Genomic DNA, 24371 nt, shown 5'->3' on the forward strand with positions numbered 1-24371 from the left:
GACCGACACCCGACGAACCGACACCCGACGGACCGCGACCCCACCGGCGACCGCCCGACGGAACGCGGCGGCGCCGCCGGGGACCCGCCCCGACGGCGCCGCGCACGCGTGTCCGGTCAGCCCCGGCGGCCCCAGCGACGGCCCTTGCCCTTGCCGTCACCCTCGCCCTGGGCGTTCCCACGGACCTCGGGCCGCTCCGCACCGCCCTGGGCGCCGCTCTGCGGGCCGCCGTACGAACCGCCCTGGCCCGGGCCGCCGTGCTCCCAGCGCGCCCACTCGTCGTGCGAGCCGAGCAGGGTGTCGGTGAGGCTCGGCAGGTCGTCCATCGGCGTCTCCTCGGCCCACTCCGGCCGCGGCCGCTCGGCGGCCGGCTGCGACGGCGACTGCGGCCCGGAAGCCGGCTCCGCGCCGATCACCGGCAGCTCACGGGTGCTGTCGACCGGCTCCGCGCGCCTCGGCGCCTGCGCCGCCCGGCCCTCGGCCCGCCCTTCGCCGCGGCCGTCCGTACGGCCCTCAACGCGCCCGGGCTCGATCCGCGGCAGCACCGCGGTCCGGTCGGCCTCCGCCGGGACCTTCGGCAGCACGGCCGTCTCGTCCACCGCCGAGGCCGGTACCACCGGCAGCCTGGTGGTCTCGTCGACCGCACCGGCGGCCCGACGCGCCTCGGCAGCCTTGCGCGCCTCGGCGGCTTCGGCCGCCCGGACGGCGGCCTGCCGGTCCCGCGGCGACAGCTCGCGCGTCGCCTCGTCCCCGAGCCCGCCCGACGAGGCCTGAGCCGCGTCCCGCGGAGCGTCCTTCGGGATGTCCCGGACCGCCCGCAGCTCCGTGGTCGCCTCCCCCGACGCCGAACCCGAACCCGCCGAGCCCGAACCCGAGCCGGAACCCGACCCCGGCCGCCCCTCGGCCCGGCCCTCCGCCGACTCCGCCGCGGCGGCCGCAGCCGCGAGCGCGGCGGCCTGCGCCAGCCGCGCCTCCTCGGCCCGCTGGAGCGCCTCCTCCGCCCGGCGCCGCTGCTCCTCACGGGCGAGCTCGCGCTGCCGCTGGAGCTCGGCCTGGGCGGCCGCCTCGTCGGCGATCCGCTTGCGCTCGACGGCCTCCGCGGCCAGCCGGGCCTCCTCGGCCGCACGGAGCTTGGCCTCCTCCGCGGCGCGGCGCTCGGCCTCCTCCGCGGCCCGTCGGCGCGCCTCCTCCTCGGCCTTGCGCCGGGCCTCGGCGGCGGCCCGCTCGGCCTCCTCCTTGGCCAGCCGCTCCTTCTCCGCCTGCTCGGCCCGCAGCTGCGCCAGCACCTCCTGCCGCTTGCGCTCGGCGGCCTCCTCCTCGGCCTTCTTGCGGGCCTCCTCGGCGGCGCGGCGCTCGGCCTCCTCCTTGGCCAGCCGCTCCTGCTCGGCGCGGGCGGCCTTCTCCTGCTCGGAGAGCGGCAGCTCGCGGTCGAGCCGGTGCCGGATGGCGGTGGTGACGAAGTCGGGGGCCTGGCTGCCGTCCACGACCAGGTAGCGCGCCGGGTCGGCGGCGGCGAGGGAGAGGAAGCCGGCCCGGACCCGCTGGTGGAACTCGGTGGGCTCGGACTCCAGCCGGTCCAGCGCCTCGGTGAAGCGCTCGCGGGCCCTGGTCGGGTCGACGTCCAGGACGACGGTCAGGTCGGGCAGCAGCCCGCCGGTGGCCCAGCGGGAGATCCGGGAGACCTCGGTCGCGGCCAGGTCGCGCCCGGCGCCCTGGTAGGCGATGGAGGAGTCCATGTACCGGTCGGTGATGACCACGGCGCCGCGGGCGAGGGCCGGCCGGATGACGTTCTCGACGTGCTCGGCGCGGTCGGCGGCGTAGATCAGCGCCTCGGCGCGGTGCGACAGGCCGGTGTTGCCGACGTCCAGGACGAGGCCGCGCAGCCGCTGGCCGACCGGGCTGCCGCCGGGCTCACGGGTGAGCACGACCTCGTGCCCCTTGCCGCGGATCCACTCGGCGAGCGCCTGGGCCTGGGTGGACTTGCCGGCGCCGTCGCCGCCCTCCAGGGCGATGAAGAAGCCGGTGCCCGCACCCTGGTGCGGCACCGGGCCGCCCGCGCCGCGCACCGAGTCCACCAGGTCCCGGACGAACGGCGCGGTGCCGCGCCGGTCGTCGGTGCGCAGCAGCACGACCGCGGCGAGCACCAGGGTGAGCAGCCCGGAGGTGGCGACGGCCAGGGCCGCGCCGCCGTGGATGAAGGTGAAGGAGCCGGGCTCGACGGTGCCGTACTCGACGTCCCCGTAGGCGGCGGCGATCAGCGGGACGACGACCAGCGCGGCGGCGACCACGGCCCGGAGCACCGCGAACAGGTGCTCGGTGACCTTCGGCAGCCGGGCCTCCTCGACCTCCTGGGCGAGCAGGGTGCGCCCGGCCGAGACCACGATCCCGGCGGCCAGGCCGGCCAGCACCGTGAGCAGCAGGACCAGCACGAAGTCGAGCACCAGGCCGGCCAGGATCAGCGCGACGCCCTGGGTGAGCAGCGCCAGCGCGAGCAGTCGGCGGCGGGACAGCGAGGGCAGCGTGGCCCGGGTGAGCCGGGTGCCCAGGGCGGGCGTCCCGGCGGCGGCGAGCACCAGCAGGCCGTAGCCGATCGGCCCGGCGCGGTGCTCGGCGGCGGTCAGCAGCGCGAGCGCGGCGACGCCCGCCATCGAGGCGTAGCCGGCCGCGACGGCGAAGGTGAAGTACGGGGCGCTGCCGGTGCGGCCCTTGCCGAGCGCGGGGCCGGGGGTCGCGTCGGTCGGCGCGCGCAGGCCCTGGAACGGGGAGACCGGGGCGACGGTCACCGGGCCGCCGGGCAGCTGCTGGAGGTAGCCGCGGACCGCCGAGGCGGCGAACAGCCCGGCCGCGCCGAGCGCCGCGAAGGTGAGCTGGTGGGCGCGGAGCCAGTCGGAGCCGACGGCCGCGCCGATGTTGTTGAGCAGGGTGAGGGCGACCAGGCCGACGGCGCCGAGCGGCACGGTCACCCAGCCGGTGAAGCGGTCGATGCTCCGGACGCTGTCCAGGTTGGCCGCGGCCGGGCGCTGCTCGGCGGCCGGCAGGTGCGGGTTGGCCGGCGGCAGCAGGCCCGGGACGGCGGCGGACTTGGCGATCCCCCAGACCCGCTCGGCGGCACCGGTCACGAACACGGTGGCGAGCAGGACGTAGACGGCGGCCCCGGAAGGCTTGGCGGCGGAACCCAGCCAGACGCTCCACCAGGGCGCGAGGCCGATCAGCAGGGCGCGCAGCACGTCGGCGCCGAACAGCGTCCAGCGCCGGTCCAGCCGGCCGGTGACCAGCCGGTGCACCGGGCCGAGCAGCGCGACGCCGACCAGCCCGGTGGCCAGCACCCGGACGGCGAGGACCGCGGCGAGGGCGAAGGCGAGGCTGCGTGGCAGGCTGCCGAACTGTCCGCCCTGGGCGGCGGCGATCACGGTGAGCGCGAGCAGCACCAGCAGTCCGAGCCGGTCGGCGGTGCCGCCGATCAGCTGGGTGGTCCACAGGCGCCGGTAGGCGCGTGTCCGCAGCAGGGCCCTGGCCCGGTCCGCCGGGCTCCCGGCGGGCGCGACCTCGGGCAGGTCGAACGCCCGGGCTCTGGCGGCCGGGACGGCGCTGGGGGTGGGCTGCTCCTCGCTCGTCATACGGTCAGCGTAGCGGGCGGGGCCTGGCCGGAACGCTGCGAACGGGCTTCCGGATCGCGCTCATCACCGGGTTGTGACGTAGCCCGCACGGACCCGACGGACCTCGGGCCCGCACCCCCGGGATCGGGGGCACGGGCCCGGCTGCCGTGACCTGGGATCAGCCCTCGTCGGTGGCGGTGGCCTGGCCGGCCGCCGTCTTGCTCGCGGTGGTCTTCTTTGCCGCCGTCTTCTTCGCCGCCGCCGTCTTGGTGGTGGTGGTCTTCTTCGCCGCGGTCTTCTTCGCGGCGGTCTTGGTCGCCGCGGTCTTGGCGGTGGTCGTCTTCTTGGCCGCGGCCTTCTTCGCCGGGGCCTTCTTCGCCGCCTTCTTCACCGGTCCGCGCGCCCGCTTCTCGGCGAGCAGCTCGTACCCGCGCTCCGGCGTGATGGTCTCGACCTCGTCGTCCTTGCGGAGCGTGGCGTTGGTCTCGCCGTCGGTCACGTACGGGCCGAAGCGACCGTCCTTGACCACCACCGGGCGCTCGCTGACCGGGTCGTTGCCCAGCTCCTTGAGCGGCGGGGCGGCGGCGGCCCGGCCGCGCTGCTTGGGCTGGGCGTAGATCGCCAGCGCCTCGTCGAGGGTGATCGTGAAGAGCTGGTCCTCGTCGGTGAGCGAGCGGGAGTCGGTGCCGCGCTTGAGGTACGGGCCGTAGCGGCCGTTCTGCGCGGTGATCTCCGCGCCCTCGGCGTCGGTGCCGACCACCCGCGGCAGCGAGAGCAGCCGCAGCGCGTCCTCCAGCGTGACGGTGTCCAGCGACATCGTCTTGAACAGCGAGGCGGTGCGCGGCTTGACCGCGTTCTTGCCGGTCTTCGGCGTGCCCTCGGGCAGGATCTCGGTCACGTACGGGCCGTAGCGGCCGTCCTTGGCGACCAGCATGTTGCCGCTGACCGGGTCCGCGCCGAGCTCGAAGTCGCCGCTGGGCTTGGCCAGCAGCTCCTCGGCCAGCTCGACGGTGAGCTCGTCCGGCGGCAGCTCGTCCGGGATGTCGGCACGCTGGCCGGGCTCGCCCTCGACCGTCGAGGCGCGCTCGACGTACGGGCCGTAGCGGCCGACCCGCAGGGTGATGTCGTCGCTGACCCGGAACGAGCTGATCTCCCGGGCGTCGATCGCGCCGAGGTCGGTGACCAGTTCCTTCAGGCCGCCCAGGTGGTCGCCGTCGCCGTTGCCGGCCTCGGCGGCGCCGCCCGCGGCGCTGCCCTCGCCCTCGCCGAAGTAGAAGCGCTTCAGCCACGGCACGGACTTCGCCTCACCGGCGGCGATCCGGTCGAGGTCGTCCTCCATCTTGGCGGTGAAGTCGTAGTCGACCAGCCGACCGAAGTGCTTCTCCAGCAGGTTGACCACGGCGAAGGAGAGGAACGACGGGACGAGCGCCGTCCCCTTCTTGAAGACGTACCGGCGCTGGATGATCGTGTCGATGATCGACGCGTAGGTGGAGGGGCGGCCGATCTCCCGGTCCTCCAGCTCCTTGACCAGCGAGGCCTCGGTGTAGCGGGCCGGCGGCTTGGTGGCGTGGCCCTCCGGGGTGATCCGGTCGGCGGCCAGCGGGTCGCCCTGGGCGACCTGCGGCAGCCGGCGCTCGCGGTCGTCGAGCTCGGCGTTCGGGTCGTCGGCGCCCTCGACGTAGGCCTTGAGGAAGCCGTGGAAGGTGATGATCTTGCCGGAGGCGGAGAACTCGACGTCCCGGCCGTCGGCGGAGGTGCCACCGACCCGGACGGTGACGGACTGGCCGACCGCGTCCTTCATCTGGGAGGCGACGGTGCGCATCCAGATCAGCTCGTAGAGCCTGAAGTCGTCACCGGTCAGACCGGTCTCGGCGGGGGTGCGGAAGCGGTCGCCGGACGGGCGGACGGCCTCGTGCGCCTCCTGCGCGTTCTTGACCTTGCTGGCGTAGGTGCGCGGCGCGTCCGGCAGGTAGTCGGCCCCGTACAGCTGGGTGACCTGCGCCCGGGCGGCCGAGACCGCGGTGTCCGACAGCGTGGTGGAGTCGGTACGCATATAGGTGATGAAGCCGTTCTCGTACAGCTTCTGGGCCACCTGCATGGTCCGCTTCGCGCCGAAGCCCAGCTTGCGGCTGGCCTCCTGCTGGAGCGTCGTGGTGCGGAACGGCGCGTACGGCGAGCGGCGGTAGGGCTTGGACTCGACGCTGCGGACGGCGAACGCCGTCTGCTCCAGGGCGGCGGCCAGCTGACGGACCGCCTGCTCGTCCAGGTGCAGGGTGTTCGCGCTGGCGGCCTTCAGCCGGCCGTCCTGGCCGAAGTCGCGGCCGCTGGCGATCCGCTTGCCGTCGACGGCGGCCAGCCGGGCGCCGAAGGTCTCCGGGTTGGCCGCGTCGGCCGGGGTGCGGCCGGTGCCGAAGGTGCCGACCAGGTCCCAGTACGAGGCGGTGTGGAAGGCCATCCGCTCGCGCTCGCGCTCGACCACCAGGCGGGTCGCGACGGACTGCACGCGGCCCGCCGACAGCTTCGGCATGACCTTCTTCCACAGCACCGGCGAGACCTCGAAGCCGTACAGGCGGTCGAGGATGCGGCGGGTCTCCTGGGCGTCGACCAGGCGCTGGTTGAGCTCGCGCGGGTTGGCCACGGCCTCCTGGATCGCCGACTTGGTGATCTCGTGGAACACCATGCGGTGCACCGGCACCTTGGGCTTGAGCACCTGCTGGAGGTGCCACGCGATGGCCTCGCCCTCGCGGTCCTCATCGGTGGCGAGGAAGAGCTCGTCGGACTCCGCGAGCAGCGACTTCAACTTGCTGACCTGGGACTTCTTGTCCGCGTTGACCACGTAGATGGGCGCGAAGTCGTGATCGACGTCCACCCCGAGGCGGCGCACCTCGCCGGTGTACTTGTCCGGCACCTCGGCCGCGGTGCTGGGGAGGTCGCGGATGTGCCCGACGCTCGCCTCGACGATGTAGCCGGGGCCAAGGTAGCCCTTGATCGTCTTCGCCTTGGCCGGCGACTCGACAATGACGAGTCGCTGTCCGTGCGCGGTCTCGCTGCTCGGGGACACCTTCGCTCTTCTCTCCCGGTCCTTATGTGGCTGGTCGGCGCCGGCCGCACGGGCTGCGCTCCGCCCGACCCCTCCACCGTCCCGGGGCTGCCGCGGCACGACACCCCCACCAGCGGAGTGTGACCGTACCCCGGCCACCCTTGTCAAACGGACGGATCCCGCTTTTTCACTTGCCGGCCTCACCGACGCCACTCGAACGGTAACCCGATGACGGAGGTTCGCGCCCCGTGGAGGGGGGCCTTCGGCAGGTTCCGGAGGATGGAATGACGGATTTCAAGATCTGTCAACGGAAAATCGACAGGTCGGCGCGGGATGGCGTGAATCCGCCCTGGGCGCCCGCCCCCGGATCTGCTGCCGGCCCCTCCCGGATCCCTCGCGGAGTGCGGGGCTCAGCCGCCGACCGCGACCAGGAGCCCGGCGCCCGCCGCCAGGCACCCCACGCCCAGGACGCTCCACAGCAGGTCGACGACGGCCGCCCGGCCGACCTCCCCGGGCGCCAGCACCACCCGGCTCGGGCGCCGCGGGTCGTAACAGATCCGCACCGAGGCGCCTGGCGCGAAACGGTCCGGACGGCGCAGCGGGGTGTGCCCGCGCGGGCGGGCGATCACGAGCCCCGCGATCCCGCACGCGCCGGAGCCGCCCACCGAGGGCGGCACCGAGAAGGACAGCAGCGGCGCGCTGTCCAGCTGGCCGTGCACGTCGTCCTCGGCCACCACGGTGGCCACCGCCGACGCCCCCCGGCGGCGCACCCGCAGGCGCAGGCCCACTTCGGCAGCGCACCAGAGCAGCAGCACGCCACCGAAGAGGGCGAGCACCGACCCGCCCACCATCGCCGTCGTCGTGTCCACCTCTGGCCCCCGGCTCCCCAGCTCTGTCCACAGCCTGTGGACAGAGCTTCACAGCGGAGGACCAACGGGAGACAGCCGCCCGGCGGCGGTCGGACGAACCAGGGGGTACGGACCGGTGAACCGGCCGCGTCGCGGCGGAACCGGTCCCGCCGCGGTCAGCGGCTCCGGTCCCGGCGGGGCGGGCCCGGGCGGGGCGGGCCTCGGCGGCTCCGGTCTCAGCGGACCGGTTCTCAGCGGACCAGGTCTCAGCGGACCGGGTCGATGAACCCCTGCTCGGTCAGCAGGCGCAGCGACTCCGGCACCCGGTCCCGCAGGACCACCCGGTCCTCGCCGAGCAGCCGCGCGATGGCGTCCACGATCTCGCCCGCCGACAGCGTCCCGTCGCAGACCCCGACGAAGCCGGCGCCCACGGTGTCCACCTTGGTGGCCCGCCGCATGCCTCGGTTGTGACGCAGGATCACATGTTCCGGGTCCTCCGCACCGGGCGCGCCGACCTGCTCCTGGACCACCTCGTCGGCCAGCACGTAACGGGCCGCGAGCAGGCCCGCGTCGTCGTGCGAGCGGAGGAAGTCCTGCCGGTCGAACCAGGCCTCGATGTGCGGGCCGAGCGGCTGCTCCACCGGGTGCGGCCACTCCTCCACCCGGACGGTCGGACGCTCGGCGCCGCCCGCCCGCAGGGTGATCCAGCCCATGCCGATGCCCTCGACCCGGCCCGCCTCGAAGGCGTCCAGCCACTCGCCGTACCGGGCCTGGTAGTCGCCGCCGGGGCCGCGGTGGTCGCCGCCGTCGCGCAGCCACAACTCGGCGTACTGGGCCACGTCCTGGACCTCGCGCTGGACGACCCAGGCGTCCAGCCCGGTGCCCGCGACCCAGCCGGCCAGCCGCTCGTGCCAGTCCTCGCCCTTGACGTGCTGCCAGTTGGCGAGCAGCTGGCAGTAGCCGCCGGGCTCCAGGTGGTCGGCGGCCGAGCGGACCAGGCCGCGGCACAGGTCGTCGCCGGCCATGCCGCCGTCGCGGTAGGTGAACCGGCCGCCCGGCGAGATCACGAACGGCGGGTTGGAGACGATCAGGTCGAACTTCCGCTCCCCGACCGGCTCGAAGAGGCTTCCGGCGGACACCTCGGTGCTGTCGAAACCGGACAGCGCCAGGGTCAGCTCGGTGAAGCGCAGCGCGCGCGGGTTGAGGTCGGTGGCGGTCACGGTCCCGGCGTGCCGGGCCGCGTGCAGCGCCTGCACGCCGGAACCCGAACCGAGGTCCAGCGCGGCCCGGACGGGGCGGCGCACGGTGATGTTGGCCAGCGTGGTGGAGGCGCCTCCGACGCCCAGCACCAGGTCCTTGCGGGCCACCCCGTGCGCGGTCTCACCGGAGCCGATGCCGCCCGCACCGCCCACCGCGCAGCCCAGGTCGGAGACCACCCAGGCATCCGAACTGGGCATCCCGGCCACCTCGTTGGCGTACGGCCGGACGTCGACGGTGGCGCGCACCAGATCGCCGTCGGGGCGCAGCCAGCCGTCCGCCAGGCAGTCCTCCACCGGCAGTGCGGCGGCGGCCGCCCGGTACGGGACCGGCTGCTGCAGCAGGAACAGCCGCACCAGCGTCTCCAGCGGGCTGCCACCGCGGGTCGCCCGCAGCGCCGGGACCGCCTCGCTGCGGGCCAACGCCGAATAGCCGGTGGGCCCGAGCAGGTCCAGGCAGCCGTCGGCGGTGAACGAGGCGGCGAGCAGCGCCTCGCGGAACTTGGCGAGGCGGGTCGGGTCGAGAACGGGGCTACTGATCACCCCGCCATTGTCCCCCGCCACCCACCCGGTGGCCGCCGCTGCGCCCCGCGGCCGGCGGACGGAAGCCCGCACCACCTCGCGCGCCCCCTGGAAGCCACCACGCGCCGCCCTGCCGGGGGCACCGAGTCGTTCAGCGGCGGGCCTGTGGCAGGGGCGCCGGATCACGGGACGGCGACTCGCGGGACGGCGACTCCGGGGGCGGCGGCTCGCCGTCCCCGTCACCGGGCCCGTCCCCGGTACCGGGGACGGGCGCGTCGGACCGTCCGGTCCGCCCGGGCTCAGCTCGCGCTGGGGGCCGGGTTCGCCGGGGTGGCGGGCGGGGCGGCCGGAGCGGTGGTCGCACCGGCCGCGGCCGGGCTCGTGCCGTCGGTCGCGCCGGGCGCCGGGGTGGTGGCCGGGGCGCTCGGGGTGTCGGTGGCGCCCGGCGCCGGGGTCGTGCCGCCCGGGGCCGGGGTGCCGCTCGCGCCGGCCCCCGCACCGCCGGTGGCGCCGCCGCTCGGGGCGGTGGTCGGGGACGGCTTGCAGCCCTCCTGCTTGGCCATCGCCGCGCCGAGCTCACCGCGCTGGAGCTTGCTCTGCGCCTGGGTGGAGAGCGAGGCCAGCTGCTGCACCTGGTCGGCCACGCTGCGCAGCCCGTCGGCGAACTTGGCCTGGTCGTTGTTGGGCAGCGCGTCCACCTTCTTCTGGACCTCCACGTACCCGTCGGCCGCCTTCTTCAGCTCCTCGACGGTGTCCTTCTGGAGGGCCGCGCCGTCCTGCACCTTGGGTGCCCCGGCCGCGTCGATGGCGGCGGCTATGTCCTGGTTGGTCTTGGCCAGCCGCCCGATGTCCGTGGAGAGCCGCTTCTGGAGGTCGGCCGGGGCCTCGCCGGTCTTCACCTGGCCGGTGTCGGCCAGCGCGGTCTGCGCCTGGGCGATCGGGTCCTTGGCAGCGCCGCAGACGTTCGACGCCCAGGACTCCAGCTGCTTGCTGTTGTTGTCGTCGCCGCCGCAGCCGACGGCGCCGAACGCGAGCAGCACGCCGAGGGCGGGTACGGCCAGCAGTCGCTTGTTCACCGGGAGAAGCCTTTCGGTTCGGTCGTCATCGGTCGTCGAACCTACACGGCCGATGTCCGTCCCCCGATTCGTCCGTCCCCCGATTCCCGGCTCCCCCGCCCTCCAGGGGCCGCCCTCTCGACGCCCCGGCCCGGGTCAGGCCCGCTCGCACTCGTCCCGGCCCGGGTGTTTCGGCGGTGGGGTGCTTCGGCGGTGGGGTGGTCTGCGCGAGCGGCCAGGGCGGCCGCACGGCGCGGATCCGCGTGGACGTCCTCGTCCGCGACGCGGCGAACCGCCGGGATCAGCGCTGTGTCACCGCATGCCCGGGAACAGGACCCCGGCCGCTCTCGGGCGCGAGGAAGCGCCCGCGAGGCGGCGGGGACGCGAGGAGACGTCGAGGCAGCGCCTCAGACCGCGATGGAGGCGACCGAAACCGGCCAGCTCATCCGGATCAGGCCACCGGCCGCGCCGTTGGTGACCTCCAGGTCCTCGACCAGGCCGGTGATCACGGCGAGGCCCAGGGTGTCCTCGTCCGGCTCGCCGCCCTCGGCGTCGCCGGAGGCCGGGACGGCGGCGGGGCCGGCCTCGTCCTCGACCTCGATGAGGAAACGCTTCTCCTGATCGGTCAGCGCGACCCGGACCGCGCCGCCGATGCCGCCGCGCTGGTGCAGTCCGACCGCGCGGGAGCACGCCTCGCCGACCGCGAGCCGTACCTCGTCGAGCACCGACTCGTCGACCCCGGCCCGTCTGGCGACGGCCGCGGCGACCAGCCTGGCCGTCCGCACGTGCTCGGGAAGCGCGCTGAATCGAAGTTCGACGGTTGCCATCTCTCCCCCTCGGGGTGCTCCGACCGGGGCCGGAGACCCGGCCCGTGCGGGCCGGCGGAACCGGCCCAGGGGCGCCCGGGGGACGCACCGGGCCACACGGACCCGGGCACCCGGACGCGAAGAACGAGCGGGGCCGGCCGCACAGGCCGGCCCGGCCGCGTCAGTCGGTCGCGTTGACCGCGTCGTCCACCGAGGTGTGGATCGGGAAGACCTTGGTCAGGCCGGTGATGCGGAAGATCTTCAGGATGCGCTCCTGGTTGCAGACGAGGCGCAGCGAGCCCTCGTGGGCACGCACTCGCTTCAGACCGCCCACCAGCACACCGAGGCCGGTCGAGTCGAGGAAGTCAACGCCTTCCATGTCGACGACGAGGTGGTACTTGCCGTCGTTGACGAGCTCGACCAGCTGCTCCCGCAGCTTCGGGGCGGTGTACACATCGATCTCGCCGCCAACCTCGACGACCGTACGATCGCCGACTGAACGGGTCGACAGGGACAGGTCCACGGAACCTCCAGCACCTTGCCTTGCTACGTCATGTGCGATCCTCGGCCGGACGGCCGCCACCGCATGGTCGCGAGCCCGGGCGCGCCCAGCCACGCGTGGCAAGCCTCGGCGCTGCGACCCACGGCCATACGGCCGTCACGGCCACATTCAACCACCTGCGACCATGCCCGCACGATGGCTTACGACGATTCTCCGTCACGCCGGTGACACACTGGGTCCTCATGCCGCCCCGACACAGCCCGCCCGAGGCACTGCTCACGACCCTGGCCGCCGGCCGGGGGCGGTCCGACCGACTCACCCATACGGAGCACCTTCCCGCCCGACCTGCGCGTTATTCACCATGGCCGGACTCGATCCGTCCGGAGGTCGTGGCCGCGGCTCGTGCCGTCGGGGTCGAACAGCCGTGGGCGCACCAGGCAGAAGCGATGAACCTGGCCAAAAGCGGCCAGACTGTGGTGATCGCCACAGGCACCGCCTCGGGCAAGTCGCTGGGCTACCTGGCCCCGGTGCTCAGCGACCTGCTGGACGGCACCGAGGCCCGCAACGGCCGCGGCGCCACCGCGCTCTACCTGGCCCCGACCAAGGCGCTCGCCGCCGACCAGCGGCGCCGGGCCGCCGAACTCGCCCCGCCGAGGGTGCGCGCCGCCCTCTACGACGGCGACACCCCGCCCGAGGAGCGCGAGTGGGTCCGCCAGTACGCCTCCTACGTGCTCACCAACCCGGACATGCTGCACCGGGGCATCCTGCCCGGCCATGCCCGCTGGTCCTCCTTCCTCAAGGCGCTGCGCTACGTGGTCGTGGACGAGTGCCACAGCTACCGGGGCGTGTTCGGCTCGCACGTCGCCCAGGTGCTGCGGCGACTGCGCCGCATCTGCGCCCGTTACGGTTCGTCACCCGCCTTCCTGCTGGCCTCCGCCACCACCGCCGACCCGGCCGCGACCGCCCGGCGGCTGACCGGCCTGCCCGCCGTGGCCGTCACCGAGGACGCCTCGCCGCGCGGGCCGATGGTCTTCGGCCTCTGGGAGCCGCCGCTGACCGAGAACGTCGGCGAGCACGGCGCGCCCGTGCGCCGCACCGCGACCGCCGAGGCCGCCCACCTGCTGACCGAGCTGGTCGAACGGGAGACCCGCACCGTCGTCTTCGTGCGCTCCCGGCGCGCCGCCGAGCTCGTCGCGCTCCAAGCCCAGGACCAGCTCGGCCGCCCGCTCGCCGGACGGGTGGCCGCCTACCGCGGCGGTTACCTCGCCGACGAACGCCGGGCCTTGGAACGCGACTTGCACTCCGGCCGACTGCTCGGCCTCGCCTCCACCTCCGCTCTCGAACTCGGCGTCGACATCTCCGGCCTCGACGCCGTCCTGATGGCCGGCTACCCCGGCACCCGGGCCTCGCTCTGGCAGCAGGCGGGCCGCGCGGGGCGGGAGGCCCAGGGCGCGCTGGCCGTCCTGATCGCCCGGGACGACCCGCTGGACACCTACCTGGTGCACCACCCCGAGGCGCTGTTCGCGGCCCCCGTCGAGGCCACCGTGCTCGACCCCGACAACCCGCACGTGCTCGCCCCGCACCTGTGCGCGGCCGCCGCCGAACTCCCGCTCACCGACGCCGACCTGGAGCTGTTCGGGCCGTCCACCGCACCACTGCTACCGGTCCTGGAGCGGCGCGGCCTGTTGCGCCGCCGCAGCGACGGCTCCTGGTACTGGACCCGTCGCGAGCGCGCGGCCGACGCGGTGGACCTGCGCGGCAGCGGCGGCAGCCCGGTGCAGATCGTCGAGGCCGACACCGGCCGGCTGCTCGGCACGGTGGACGCCGCGGCCGCGCACACCACCGTCCACACCGGCGCCGTCCACCTGCACCAGGGCCGCACCTACCTGGTCCGGGAGTTCGACCTGGAGAACTCCGTCGCCCTGGTCGAACCGGCCGACCCGCCGTACACCACGGCCGCCCGCGACATCACCTCCATCTCCGTCCTCGACACCGACACCACCGTGGACTGGGGCGAGGGCCGGCTCAGCTTCGGCTCGGTGGAGGTGGTCAACCAGGTGGTCGGCTATCTCCGCAAGCGGATCTCCACCGGGGAGATCATGGGCGAGACCAAGCTCGACCTGCCGCCCCGCACACTGCGCACCCGGGCGGTCTGGTGGACCGTCACCGAGGACCAGCTGCTCGACGCGGACATCCCGCCCGACCAGCTGCCCGGCGCCGCCCACGCCGCCGAGCACGCCTCGATCGGGCTGCTGCCGCTGTTCGCCACCTGCGACCGGTGGGACATCGGCGGCGTCTCCGTGCCGCTGCATCCGGACACCGGCCTGCCGACCGTGTTCGTCTACGACGGCCACCCCGGTGGGGCCGGCTTCGCCGAACGCGGCTTCCAGCGGGCGGTCCAGTGGCTGACGGCCACCCGGACGGCGATCGCCTCCTGCGAGTGCGAGCGCGGCTGCCCGTCCTGCGTCCAGTCGCCCAAGTGCGGCAATGGGAACGACCCGCTGGACAAGGCCGCCGCCGTCCGGCTCCTAGACGTCCTGCTGGCCGGGGCACCCGAAGCCACGGAGGCACCGGACGACGGGCCGGGGGCCCCGGACGGGCCGGACGGGCCGGAGGCAGACGGACCGGAAGCGGTCCCGGGACCGGACGGTGGGGCACCAGCCAGTTCATGAGGCCGCTCCCGGAGCAGTACTCGGGACTCCGCCCGGAGCCCCGCCCGGCCCGCCCTCCGACGCGTCCTCGGGGCCGGTGACCGGGGCCCGTACCGGCCCGGCCCGAGCCCTCGCCCGCGCCGGGCCGACCGGCAGTCGGGCCGGGAGCCCGCGGACCTCCACCTCGGCCACCACCTCCACGGCGTCCGCCGACCGGTCGACCGCACAGGACACCAGCCCGGCGCCCTGGACGGCGGCGATCCCGGCGGCCCGGGCGCAGCCGCCGTCCCGGTCCAGCAGCAGTCGGTCCGCCGCGGCGAGGGCCGCGAGGTCGGCCGCCGACTCGGCCCGGTGCCGAGCGGCCACCACCGAGCCGACCGCGATCGTCCCGGCGAACACCGCCGTGCCCAGCATCGCCAGGGCGAGCAGCCAGACCGTCGCTGAGCCGGCGTCCGGCCCCCGGCCGCCTACCGCGACCGCTCGGGCCGCACGGGCGCGTGCCAGCCGCTCCGCCGCCTCCCGCAGCCCGGTCAGGACGGCCACGGGCCACCACCTGCCTCCGCGCCCGCCACCAGGACGTCCTCCCGGGCCGCCACGGCCGCCGCAGTGAGCCGGACGGCGAGCAGCCCGCCGAGCCTGCCCGGCCCAGCGCACGGCGCCTCCACCTCGACCCGGACCGTGTCGGCCGCCAGGGCGACCCGGACCTGTGCGCCCGGCGGGGCCGCCGCGCGGGCGAGCCCGGCGGCGTCCGCCTCCCCGCGAGCGGCTGCCCTGGCGCCGACCCGGGCGGCGTCCACACAGCGGATCTGCGCGGCCGCCGCGAGCACGCCCCAGATGAGCATCGCCGCGAGCAGGAGGAGCGCCGGCAGTGCCACCGCCGTCTCCGCCGTCACGAAGCCCGCGTCGCCGCGCCGCCCCGGGCGCAGCGACCACGCCCGGCCTGGGCCCGTTCTCAGGCCCCTGCCGCCTGCCCGGAGCACGGGCGGAGCGCCGCCGGGGCGCGTGCCTCGCGAGACGGGGACAGAACCTCCTCCCGACCGCCCGGCCGGGGGCCACCGACGACCGGAGGCAGCCCCACGGGGTGCGCCCGCCGCCAGGGGTCCACCGGCCGAAGGCGGCCCACCAGCGGGAGTTCGGCAGCCGGCCTCAGGTCGCATGGAGCGCCCGTACCAGCATGTCGGTCAGCGCACCGGTGATGGCGTCGCTGGTCACCACCTTGTACAGCCCGGCCGCGAGGGCGCACGCGCCCAGCGTCCCGACGGCGTACTCGGCCGTGGTCATCCCGGCGTCCGAGCGGCCCCGGAGGCGCGCCACCCGGCGGACCCGGCGGGCTGCCCAGCGCACCCGACGGGCCGACCGGTGGCTCCTCCGCCGCCACTCCTCGGCCAACGGGCGGAGCGGACGCCCGGCACCGGGCCGAATCGCGATCACTGCAGTCATGGAACTCTCCTGTCACTCGACGTACGACGGCCGCTCATGTGGCCGACGATCCTTCACATCGCCTCGGCGAAGCGGCTGGTGAGGCCGACGACCACCGGCACCACGCCAATCAGGACGAAGGCCGGGAGGAAGCAGAGCCCCAGCGGCGCGGTGGCGAGCACCGCGGCCCGGCGGACCCGGGTGTGGGCCGCGCGGGCGGCCGCCGTGCGCTGCCCCTGCGCCAGCCCGATCAGCGGGCCGGCGGCGGGGACGCCGCCGAGGCTGCTGCGCTCCAGACAGCGAGCCAGCGGCGCCAGCGACGGGTGCTGCTCGCCCAGGCGGTGCCAGCACAGTTCCGGCGGTGCGCCCAGGGCCAGTTCGGCCCCGATCGCCGCCAGCCGGGGCCCCAGCGGCGCCCCCACACTCCGACCCACCGCCGACACGGCCTCCGAGGGGAGCGCCGCCGAGCCGAGGCAGGCCGCCAACAGCTCAGCGCCCAGCGGGAGTTGCCTGGTCAGCAGCTCCTCCTCGCGGGCCGCCCTGCGATCGGCCGGCGAGCGCACCCGGGCCGACCAGCGATGGACACCCACCGCGAGCAGCACCCCGACGGCCAGCCCGGGGCCGCCACCGAGCAGCACCGCCGCCGTGATCCCGGCGACGCCCGCCACCAACAGCCGTCGGCGACGCTCAACCACCAAGGCAGCAGCCCTGGTTCGCCTTCCGATCCCCTCTCCACCCCAGGCCCGGACGAGTACCCGTCGGCGTCTCACCCGGCCGCGCACCGACGCCCACCCCGCAGCAACCACGCCTGCCGTGAGGGCGAAAGCCGCCCACTCGATGCCCCGCATCACCTCGCCCCCGCTTCCACCCCGAGCGCCCGTGCGCGCACCCGCGACAGCCCGCGGTTCCGCTCGCCCGGCCGAAGAGCGGGCCCCGCACGACCTGGGGCCGCACACCGCCCACCCCGCCCAGCCGGCGCCTCCAGCGCGCCGTGGGCCGCCGCCCGGACGATGCGTGCCGTCCAGAGCACGCCCAGCCCCTCCAGGACCGCCCCCGCCACGAGGCAGCCCAGCCCGGCCGGGGTGTGCAGCAGGACCTCCAGCGGGTGCGCACCGAGCGCCGCACCGAGGAGCAGCCCGACGCCCGGCAGCGCGGCCAGGACGGCGATCGTCGCGCGCGGTCCTGCCAGTTCCCCGGCGATCTCCTCCGCGAGCGCCCGCTCGCCGCGCAGCGCCTCCGCGACCCGGTCCAGCGCATCGGCCGACCCCGATCCGCTGCCCTCGGCCACCCGCCAGCAGGCCGCGACGGCCGCGGCCCCACTGCCGCCCGGAAGTTCGGCCAGCAGGTGCAGCGCGGCGGGTACGTCCCCGCCGTAACGGCCCGCCGCCAGTCTGGCCACCGGCTCCTCGCCGAGCCTGCGCAGCCCCTCCGGGTCGGCGGCGAGCCGCGCGGTGACCAGGTGCAGCGCCTGTTCAGGTGTCGCACCACCGCGCAACTCCCCTGCCAGGCCCGCGCAGAGCTCCACCACGGCCGCGGCCCGGTGCCGGGCCTCCACCGCCAGGCGGCGCCGCAGCCGCCACCTGCGCAGCGGTAGGACGGCCAGCGCGGCCACGAGCACCGGCACCGGCGAGGCGGTGGCCTGCCCAGCGGCCAACCCCACTGGAAGGAGCAGCAGTTCGGGAACCAGGAAGCCCGGCAGCCGCCCCCTGACCCAGGACCGCACCTCGATCTCCGGGCCGGGCCCCCGCACCGGAGGCCCGCTGCCCGCCAGCACCAGCCTGGAGCGCTGCCCGCCCGGCAACTGCTCCTGCACCGCACGCCACGCGGCGACGGCCACCAGGAACAACGCCAGCACCCAGCAGAACGCGAGCTGACTCTGCATCACTTCACCCACCTCCGTTGACCTCGGTCTTTCCGGCCCGCGCCGCCGAGCAGCACCAGGGCTCCCACGGCGCACCCGCTCACCAACAGGGCGAAGGCGACTTCCACCACCCGCACGTCCGCGCCCACCGGCCCGGCCACCGTCACCGCGATCACGGGCGCCCCCGCCCGAGCGACACCCCGCGCGCCGCCAGCAGCCCGACCAGCCGCTCCCACCCCGCACCGGGGCTCAGGCCACCGGACGCCGGGAAGGCCACCGCGGGTGTGGTCACGGCCGACCCGTCACCGGCCCCGGCCAGCGTGTGGATCTCCGCCACCCGGCGCCGTCCCGAGCCCGGATCGCGGACCAGGTGCACCACCACATCGAGCGCGGCCCGCAGTTGGCCGTGCAGCGCCGTCCGGTCGAGGCCCGCGAGCGCGCCCAGGGCCTCCAGCCGGACCGGCACGTCCGCCGCCGTGTTGGCGTGGACCGTGCCGCAGCCGCCTTCGTGCCCCGTGTTCAGCGCGGCCAGCAGGTCCGACACCTCGGGCCCGCGGACCTCGCCGATCACCAGCCGGTCCGGACGCATCCGCAGCGCCTGGCGGACGAGGTCCCGCAGGGTGAACTCGCCCAGCCCCTCCTGGTTGGGAGGCCGGCTCTGCAACCGGACCACGTGCGGGTGGGCCGGTTGCAGCTCGGCGGAGTCCTCGGCGAGCACGATCCGCTCGTCCGGCCCGACCAGACCGAGCAGGGCCGACAGGAGCGTGGTCTTCCCCGAGCCCGTCCCGCCGGAGACGAGCAGCGACAGCCGGGCCCGCACGATGCCCGCGAGCAGCTCCGCACCCTGCGGTGGCAGCGACCCGCCCGCCACCAGCTCGTCGAGCGTGAAGGGCCGGGGGCGGCAGACCCGCAGCGAGATGTGCGTGCAGCCGGCCGCGATCGGCGGCAGTACGGCGTGCAGCCGGGTGCCGTCCGGCAGCCGGGCGTCCACCCACGGGCGGGCGTCGTCCAGCCGCCGGCCGGCCGCCGTGGCCAGCCGGTGGGCCAGCCGCCGCACCGCCTCGGCGTCGGCGAAACGGACTCCGGTGGTTCGCTGCAGGCCGCCGCCACGGTCGACCCACACCTCGTCCGGACCGTTCACCAGGACGTCCGTGACGTCGGGCGCCGCCAGCAGCCGGTCCAGCGGGCCCGCACCCACCAGTTCGGCGCGCAGCGAGCGCACGGTGTCCAGGACCTCGTCCCCGCCGAGCGGCGGGCGGGTGGCCCGCAGCGCGGCCGCGACCGAGCCTGCCGTCGGGGCGGCCCCCGACTCGGCCAGCCGCAGCCGGACCGCGTCCACCAGGGCCGCCGCCCGCTGCTCGCGGGCCGTACGACCGTACGGACAAGGCCCGTGCCCGGGCTCCGGCGGCCCGCCGGGCGGCGGCACGCTCCGCAGCGGCCGGTGCTCCCGCGCACCGCCGCCCGGACCGGGCGATCCGCTCCGAAGGACCGTTCTGCGCAGACGGACCATCAGTACACACCTCCTCCGGCCACCGGCACCGGCGGCAGCACCTCGGTCAGGAAGCTCGCGCAGAAGCGCGCGAGCGGGCCGCCCTCCCGGCTTCCGGGCGGGACGCCCTTCACGACGTCCTGGGCCAGGCCCGGCTCCGGCTCCAGCTCCCCCGCCAGCGGCAACCGCAGCCCGCGGACGATCTGCCGGGCCGGGAGCCCGCCGGCCCGCACCGGCCGCACCACGGCCCGGACGTCCCCGAGCCGCATCCGGGCCGCCGCCGCGACCCGGTCGGCGGCGGCCACCGCGCGCAGCTCGGCCGACACCACCAGGAGCGCCAGGTCGGACTGCTCCAGCGCCTGCCCGGCGGCCGCGTCGAGGTGCCGGGGCACGTCGACCACCACCAGCCCGCCGCGCCGTCTGGAGGCGGCCAGCACGCTGCGCATGGCCTCCGGCGGCACCGTCAGGGTGTCGCCGCGGTCCCAGGACAGGCAGGACAGCGCGGAGAGCCGTTTGAGCGCGGGCAGCGCCCGGGCCAGCTCGGCCCCGCTGACCCGCCCGCGGGAGCCGGCCAGATCGGGCCAGCGCAGCCCGCTGACCCGCTCGCCGCCGAGCAGGATGTCGAGGCCCCCGCCCAGCGGATCGCCGTCCAGGAGCATCGTCCGCCGGCCCGCCCGCGCGGCCGTGACCGCCAGCGCGCAGGCCAGGGTCGAGGCCCCGGCCCCGCCGGACCCGCCGAGCACCGCGACGGTGACCGCCGGGCAGCCGACGCCCTCGGCCGCGTCGGCGATCCGGTCGAGCAGCCAGGCCTCGGCGTCGGGCAGGAACAGCACGTGCTCGGCCCCGAGTTGGACGGCTCTGACCCACACCCCGGGGTCGTCCAGGTCCAGCCCGAGCAGCAGCACTCCGCCGCGCCGCCCCAGCCCGGAGCAGCGGACGGCCTGGTCGTCCCCGACCAGGACCAGCGAGGCCCCTTCCCAGAGGTCCCGCGTCGGCGGCGCGCCCCGGACCAGCCTCGGCTCGGTGCCCGCCGCCGCGCAGATCCGCAGCAGGTGCTCGGCCAGGCCCTCGTCCTCGGTGACGACGAGCGGCCCGGCGACCGCGGGGCCCTCGGCGGTGATGTGGTCGGCGATCGGCGTCGACATGGTTGCTCCCCTCCGCGCAGCCGGCCACCGGGGTGGCCGACGGCGCACGTCGGACGGTTCCGGCGGACGGCCGCCCGACAGGCCTCTGAGGGAGGAAGGGGGTGAGGCCCTGCCCGGCGACCGCCGCCGGTCATCACGGTGGGGGGAGATCCGGATTTCGTCATCCGGGTTCCGATTGCCTGTGGATAACTCGTGTGCTGTGGAGGAAAACGTTCACCCGGGCGGGGGGCTATTCGGCGAAGAATTGACGAAAGGGGGTCACCGAGATGAACCGGCGACCCGCCCCGTCCCGTTCAGCCGTTCTCCCGACCTCCACCCGCCGCCTTCCGGACACCGCTTCCGAACGGCTTCCGAACGGGCTCGCACCACCGATCGGAACCAGCCGTTCGATCCTCGACGGGCATGAGCAAATGGCGACACAGAGTGACGAAAGTCGATCGACGGGCCGGAGTGGCGACACCCCCTGTAAGCCGTCGACACGACGGCGGCGCACCCGCGGCGAGGGGCGTTCAAGCCCTGAAAATGGCCCCGGACGTGCGACGACCCCCGCCGGGGGGGAGAGCGGGGGTCGTCTATCCACAGCCCGGCTCGGGGGGGAGGAGCCGGACCGGGTTAGCACGGTCGCGAACGATCCGTGACTTCCATGGTGTACCCGAGCGGCCAGAAACACAAACCCGCACGCCCGCGAGTACGCCGAATGGCGGGGTCTTTTGCGGCTCCCTCTATCCTCGGTTCCCGTGGACACCACCGAGAACGCCGACGACTACGCCGACGAGTCCCAGGGCGACGCCACCGGGCCCGAAGAGCTCCGCCCGCCCGTTCGCCCCCGACCCGGCGGGCTGCGCACCGCGGCCTTCTTCGACCTCGACAAGACCATCATCGCCAAGTCGAGCGCACTGGCCTTCAGCCGCCCCTTCTACCAGGGCGGACTGATCAACCGTCGGGCCGTACTGCGCAGCGCGTACGCCCAGTTCGTCTTCCTGGTCGGCGGCGCGGACCACGACCAGATGGAGAAGATGCGCCAGTACCTCTCCGCGCTCACCCGGGGCTGGAACGTCCAGCAGGTCCGCGAGATCGTCGCCGAGACCCTGCACAACCTGATCGACCCGATCATCTACGACGAGGCGGCCTCGCTGATCGAGCAGCACCACGCGGCCGGCCGGGACGTGGTGATCGTCAGCAGCTCCGGCTCCGAGGTGGTCGAGCCGATCGGCCGGCTGCTCGGCGCGGACCACGTGATCGCCACCCGGCTCCAGGTCGAGGACGGCTGCTACACCGGCGAGATCGAGTACTACGCCTACGCCGAGAACAAGGCCGCGGCCATTCGGGAGTTGGCCGCGACCGAGGGCTACGACCTGGCCGCCTCCTTCGCCTACAGCGACTCCTCCACCGACCTGCCGCTGCTGGAGGCGGTCGGCCATCCGTCGGCGGTCAACCCGGACCGCGCGCTGCGGAAGGAGGCGCAGGCCCGGGAGTGGCCGGTGCTGGTCTTCGACAAGCCGGTGGAACTGCGGCGCCGACTGCCCGAGTTCTCGGCCCCGAGCGGCTCGGTGCTGACCGCGGTGGCGGTCGGGACGGCCGTGGTGACCGCCGGGGTGATCTGGTACCTGGCCCGCCGGAGGCGCCCCCTCGCCTGAGGCGGGCGGCCCGGCAGTCCTTGGACAAAACGGTCAATCGGGACAGACTTCTCTTTTCGGGTTCCCCTTTCCCCCGAAACGCGATACAAATGAAGCACGGCCCGCGAGACCCGGTCAGGACCTTAAGAGGTCAAACCGACAACGCAGTTCAGGCCCCACGGACCGCACGTACAGATATCCGGGCACCCACATGCAGCCGACCCGCTGTCGGGCCGCCGGACCAGACGAACGGGCAGGATCCCCGTCTGATCGGCACTTCCGGTGCATGCATGGTCACCCGGTATCTGCACCAGCGGCGGCACCCGGCAGGAGCAGGTGCCGCCGCATCCTCGTCTCCGCGCGCCCCCTCTCGGGGCGCGCGCGCCGTCCCGAGAGGGGCGCTCAGACCATCCCGCGCTGCATCGCCTCGCAGACCGCCGTGCTCTCCCGCACCCCGAGCCGCAGCGCCCGACCGCTGTACGCGATCCAGGCCGCCATCCCCTCGGGGGTTCCCGCCAGGTAGCCGGCCAGGGCTCGGCGGTGGGCGGCGGTGCCCAGCTCGGCCAGGCCGACCTCGGCCGGGCAGATCGACTTCGGGTCGAGCCCCTCGGCGATCAGCACGATCCGCTGGGCGGCCCGCGCGATCACGCCGTTGTGGGCGCCGAACGGCCGCAGCGCGAGCAGTTCGCCGTGCACCACCGAGGCCACGACGAGGGCCGGCGTGCCCACGCCCTGGCCCTCCGCGCGCGCCACCAGCAGCCGGGAGAGCTGGTCGAGCCGGGCCGCGACCTCCTCCGCACCCGGAGCGGGCGGCAGCACGGGCGGCGGCCCGTCGACGGCCTCGACCTCGACGCTCTCCACCGGCTCCAGCTCCTGCGGGAACAGCACCTCCGCGCCCTCCCCGGCCCGCCGCGGGCGACCGGCGGCCGGATCGCCGTCGCCGACCGCGAGCAGGTGCAGCCGGGCCAGCACCTGAAGCGGCGAGTGCCGCCAGATGCTGAGCAGCTGGCCGGCCTCGGCGGCGATCCGCAGGGCCGCGCCGACCGTCCGGGCCTCGGGGTCCGCGCCGAAGTCGCTGCGGCGGCGGACCTCCTCCAGCGGCCAGTCGGCCCCGGCCAGGGCCGCCGACGCGCGGGCGCCGCGCAGCGCGGACTCGGAGGTGACCTCGGCCGCGCGGCGGCGCATCACCCGGTGGCCGTAGAGCCGGTCGACGGCCTTGCGCACCTCGGCGACCGCGTCGGGCACCCCGGGGAGCTGGGCCAGCGGGGCGAGGGGATCAGTTCCAGTGCTCACCTACCCGAGAGTAATGAACGGGCCGCCCCTCCCGGAACAGCAACCCCGCATCACCCGTTAGAGGCAATCCTCACTTCCCGCCCCCGGCGACACCCAAACCCCGGCTAGCATGGCCACTATCGGAGACGATAACGATTTCCAACTAGGGAGCGCGTCGCGCGGCCCCTGGGCGGACGGCCCGCAGCGAGGGCCCTGAGCGAGAGCCGGAGTCCCCAGATGAAGATCGCCTTCGTCGGCAAGGGCGGCAGCGGGAAGACCACGCTGTCCGCGCTGTTCATCCGCCACCTGGCAGCCCTGGGCCGGCCGGTCGTCGCCGTGGACGCCGACATCAACCAGCACCTGGGCCCCGCGCTGGGCCTGACGGACGATCAGGCCGCAGCCCTGCCCTCACTGGGCGGGCACCTGCCGGAGATCAAGGAGTACCTGCGCGGCAGCAACCCGCTCATCCACTCCTCCGACGAGATGATCAAAACCACGCCGCCCGGCCGCGGTTCGCGACTGCTGCGGATCGTCGAGGAGAACCCGGTCTACGCCGCCTGCGCCCGCCCGATCGCGCTGGACGAGGGCTCGGTCCGGCTGCTGGCGACCGGCGCGTTCACCGAGGAGGACCTCGGGGTGGCCTGCTACCACTCCAAGGTCGGCGCGGTGGAGCTGCTGCTCAACCACCTGCTGGACGGCCCGGGCGAGTACCTGGTGACCGACATGACCGCGGGCTCGGACTCCTTCGCCTCCGGCCTGTTCACCCGCTTCGACCTGACCTTCCTGGTCGCCGAACCGACCCGCAAGGGCGTCTCCGTCTACCGCCAGTACAAGGACTACGCCCGCGACTTCGGCGTGCGGCTGCGGGTGGTCGGCAACAAGGTGCAGGGGCCGGACGACCTGGCCTTCCTGCGCCGCGAGGTCGGCGACGACCTGCTCACCACCTTCCGGCAGTCGGACTGGGTGCGCCGCCTGGAGCAGGGCGCCGAACCGCCGCTGAAGTCCCTGGAGACGGCCGACCGGGCCGTGCTGGAGGAGCTGCGGATCGAGGCCGACGCGGCGTACGGGCGGCGGGACGCGCGCCGCTACACCGAGCAGGCGGTGCTCTTCCACCGCCGCAACGCGGAGAGTTGGGCCAACTCCAAGGTCGGCATCGACCTCGCGACCCAGGTGGACGAGGACTTCGTCCTGGGCGGGTTCGCGGACGGCGACACGCGCACCGCCCCGGCGGGCGCCCGCGCCTGACCCCCACCACCGCCGCCGAACGGGCCGCGACCTCCCCCGCTCCGGGAG

At 75.2% G+C, this 24371-nt stretch carries 18 protein-coding genes; 3 read left to right on the forward strand and 15 right to left on the reverse strand.

The features are described 5' to 3' along the window. Nucleotides 1-116: 116 nt before the first annotated feature. The 7 genes from tmk to bldG form a co-directional block, all read right to left on the reverse strand. Nucleotides 117-3617, reverse strand: a complete 3501-nt coding sequence (gene tmk / locus ACFU7Z_RS03570) for a dTMP kinase (protein ID WP_380775699.1) — start codon at nt 3615-3617, stop codon at nt 117-119. Between the two features lie 157 nt (nt 3618-3774). Next, nucleotides 3775-6657 (reverse strand): type I DNA topoisomerase, encoded by a 2883-nt coding sequence (gene topA, locus ACFU7Z_RS03575; RefSeq protein WP_074001774.1) that lies wholly within the window; start codon nt 6655-6657, stop codon nt 3775-3777. Between the two features lie 389 nt (nt 6658-7046). Continuing rightward, on the reverse strand, nt 7047-7505 hold the full coding sequence (locus ACFU7Z_RS03580) for a DUF3592 domain-containing protein (protein ID WP_117488501.1): 459 nt from the start codon (nt 7503-7505) through the stop codon (nt 7047-7049). Between the two features lie 245 nt (nt 7506-7750). Continuing rightward, the gene (locus ACFU7Z_RS03585) at nt 7751-9283 is read right to left on the reverse strand and encodes a methyltransferase (protein WP_380738362.1); all 1533 of its coding nucleotides are present in this window, start codon (nt 9281-9283) and stop codon (nt 7751-7753) included. A 278-nt stretch (nt 9284-9561) separates the two neighbouring features. Beyond that, entirely contained in the window at nt 9562-10338 is a 777-nt protein-coding gene (locus ACFU7Z_RS03590; protein WP_380775701.1) for a hypothetical protein, read from the reverse strand. A 386-nt stretch (nt 10339-10724) separates the two neighbouring features. Further along, entirely contained in the window at nt 10725-11144 is a 420-nt protein-coding gene (locus ACFU7Z_RS03595) for an ATP-binding protein (protein WP_049659131.1), read from the reverse strand. A gap of 160 nt (nt 11145-11304) precedes the next feature. Then, the gene (bldG, locus tag ACFU7Z_RS03600) at nt 11305-11646 is read right to left on the reverse strand and encodes an anti-sigma factor antagonist BldG (RefSeq protein ID WP_049659132.1); all 342 of its coding nucleotides are present in this window, start codon (nt 11644-11646) and stop codon (nt 11305-11307) included. A gap of 221 nt (nt 11647-11867) precedes the next feature. Between bldG and ACFU7Z_RS03605 the strand changes: the two genes are divergently transcribed. Continuing rightward, complete coding sequence (locus tag ACFU7Z_RS03605) at nt 11868-14297, forward strand: DEAD/DEAH box helicase (protein ID WP_380775703.1); 2430 nt, start codon at nt 11868-11870, stop codon at nt 14295-14297. Here the strand turns inward: ACFU7Z_RS03605 and ACFU7Z_RS03610 are convergent. The 7 genes from ACFU7Z_RS03610 to ssd all read right to left on the reverse strand — a co-directional run bounded on the left by ACFU7Z_RS03610 (nt 14292) and on the right by ssd (nt 20190). Beyond that, nucleotides 14292-14819: an Rv3654c family TadE-like protein gene (locus ACFU7Z_RS03610; RefSeq protein WP_380775705.1), complete on the reverse strand. Its 528-nt coding sequence runs from the start codon at nt 14817-14819 to the stop codon at nt 14292-14294. The genes ACFU7Z_RS03605 and ACFU7Z_RS03610 overlap by 6 nt on opposite strands. Next, nucleotides 14807-15232, reverse strand: coding sequence for a TadE family type IV pilus minor pilin (locus tag ACFU7Z_RS03615; protein ID WP_380775713.1), 426 nt, complete (start codon nt 15230-15232; stop codon nt 14807-14809). The genes ACFU7Z_RS03610 and ACFU7Z_RS03615 overlap by 13 nt, the downstream gene beginning before the upstream one ends. A gap of 190 nt (nt 15233-15422) precedes the next feature. After that, the gene (locus tag ACFU7Z_RS03620; protein WP_082346309.1) at nt 15423-15716 is read right to left on the reverse strand and encodes a DUF4244 domain-containing protein; all 294 of its coding nucleotides are present in this window, start codon (nt 15714-15716) and stop codon (nt 15423-15425) included. Between the two features lie 53 nt (nt 15717-15769). Next, on the reverse strand, nt 15770-16390 hold the full coding sequence (locus ACFU7Z_RS03625; RefSeq protein ID WP_380775707.1) for a type II secretion system F family protein: 621 nt from the start codon (nt 16388-16390) through the stop codon (nt 15770-15772). A gap of 152 nt (nt 16391-16542) precedes the next feature. Further along, nucleotides 16543-17577, reverse strand: a complete 1035-nt coding sequence (locus ACFU7Z_RS03630; protein ID WP_380775715.1) for a type II secretion system F family protein — start codon at nt 17575-17577, stop codon at nt 16543-16545. A gap of 151 nt (nt 17578-17728) precedes the next feature. Then, complete coding sequence (locus tag ACFU7Z_RS03635) at nt 17729-19066, reverse strand: TadA family conjugal transfer-associated ATPase (protein WP_079271966.1); 1338 nt, start codon at nt 19064-19066, stop codon at nt 17729-17731. Next, nucleotides 19066-20190, reverse strand: coding sequence for a septum site-determining protein Ssd (gene ssd / locus ACFU7Z_RS03640; RefSeq protein WP_074001780.1), 1125 nt, complete (start codon nt 20188-20190; stop codon nt 19066-19068). Before ssd ends, ACFU7Z_RS03635 begins: the two co-directional genes overlap by 1 nt. An 839-nt stretch (nt 20191-21029) precedes the next feature. Here ssd and ACFU7Z_RS03645 point away from each other — a divergent pair. Then, nucleotides 21030-21827 carry an HAD family phosphatase gene (locus ACFU7Z_RS03645; RefSeq protein WP_049660070.1) on the forward strand — a complete coding sequence of 266 codons (798 nt, stop codon included), beginning with the start codon at nt 21030-21032 and terminating at the stop codon, nt 21825-21827. Between the two features lie 381 nt (nt 21828-22208). Here the strand turns inward: ACFU7Z_RS03645 and ACFU7Z_RS03650 are convergent, their stop codons facing one another. Next, a complete protein-coding gene (locus ACFU7Z_RS03650) occupies nt 22209-23099 on the reverse strand; it encodes an oxidoreductase (protein WP_074001781.1) in 891 nt (296 codons plus the stop codon). Between the two features lie 216 nt (nt 23100-23315). Here ACFU7Z_RS03650 and ACFU7Z_RS03655 point away from each other — a divergent pair, with 216 nt between their 5' ends. Continuing rightward, the gene (locus ACFU7Z_RS03655) at nt 23316-24323 is read left to right on the forward strand and encodes an ATP-binding protein (RefSeq protein WP_380775709.1); all 1008 of its coding nucleotides are present in this window, start codon (nt 23316-23318) and stop codon (nt 24321-24323) included. The last annotated feature ends 48 nt before the right edge of the window (nt 24324-24371 follow it).

This window comes from Kitasatospora sp. NPDC057518 (genome assembly GCF_042802075.1).
In the GTDB taxonomy this organism is placed as follows: Bacteria; Actinomycetota; Actinomycetes; order Streptomycetales; family Streptomycetaceae; genus Kitasatospora.

What these genes read in the sequence shown, in the direction of transcription:
- tmk (WP_380775699.1), bottom strand. Translation starts at nt 3,617, where the DNA reads ATGACGAGCGAGGAGCAGCCCACCCCCAGCGCCGTCCCGGCCGCCAGA.
- ACFU7Z_RS03595 (WP_049659131.1), bottom strand. Translation starts at nt 11,144, where the DNA reads ATGGCAACCGTCGAACTTCGATTCAGCGCGCTTCCCGAGCACGTGCGG.
- ACFU7Z_RS03605 (WP_380775703.1), top strand. Translation starts at nt 11,868, where the DNA reads ATGCCGCCCCGACACAGCCCGCCCGAGGCACTGCTCACGACCCTGGCC.
- ACFU7Z_RS03620 (WP_082346309.1), bottom strand. Translation starts at nt 15,716, where the DNA reads ATGACTGCAGTGATCGCGATTCGGCCCGGTGCCGGGCGTCCGCTCCGC.
- ACFU7Z_RS03630 (WP_380775715.1), bottom strand. Translation starts at nt 17,577, where the DNA reads ATGCAGAGTCAGCTCGCGTTCTGCTGGGTGCTGGCGTTGTTCCTGGTG.
- ACFU7Z_RS03635 (WP_079271966.1), bottom strand. Translation starts at nt 19,066, where the DNA reads ATGGTCCGTCTGCGCAGAACGGTCCTTCGGAGCGGATCGCCCGGTCCG.
- ssd (WP_074001780.1), bottom strand. Translation starts at nt 20,190, where the DNA reads ATGTCGACGCCGATCGCCGACCACATCACCGCCGAGGGCCCCGCGGTC.
- ACFU7Z_RS03655 (WP_380775709.1), top strand. Translation starts at nt 23,316, where the DNA reads ATGAAGATCGCCTTCGTCGGCAAGGGCGGCAGCGGGAAGACCACGCTG.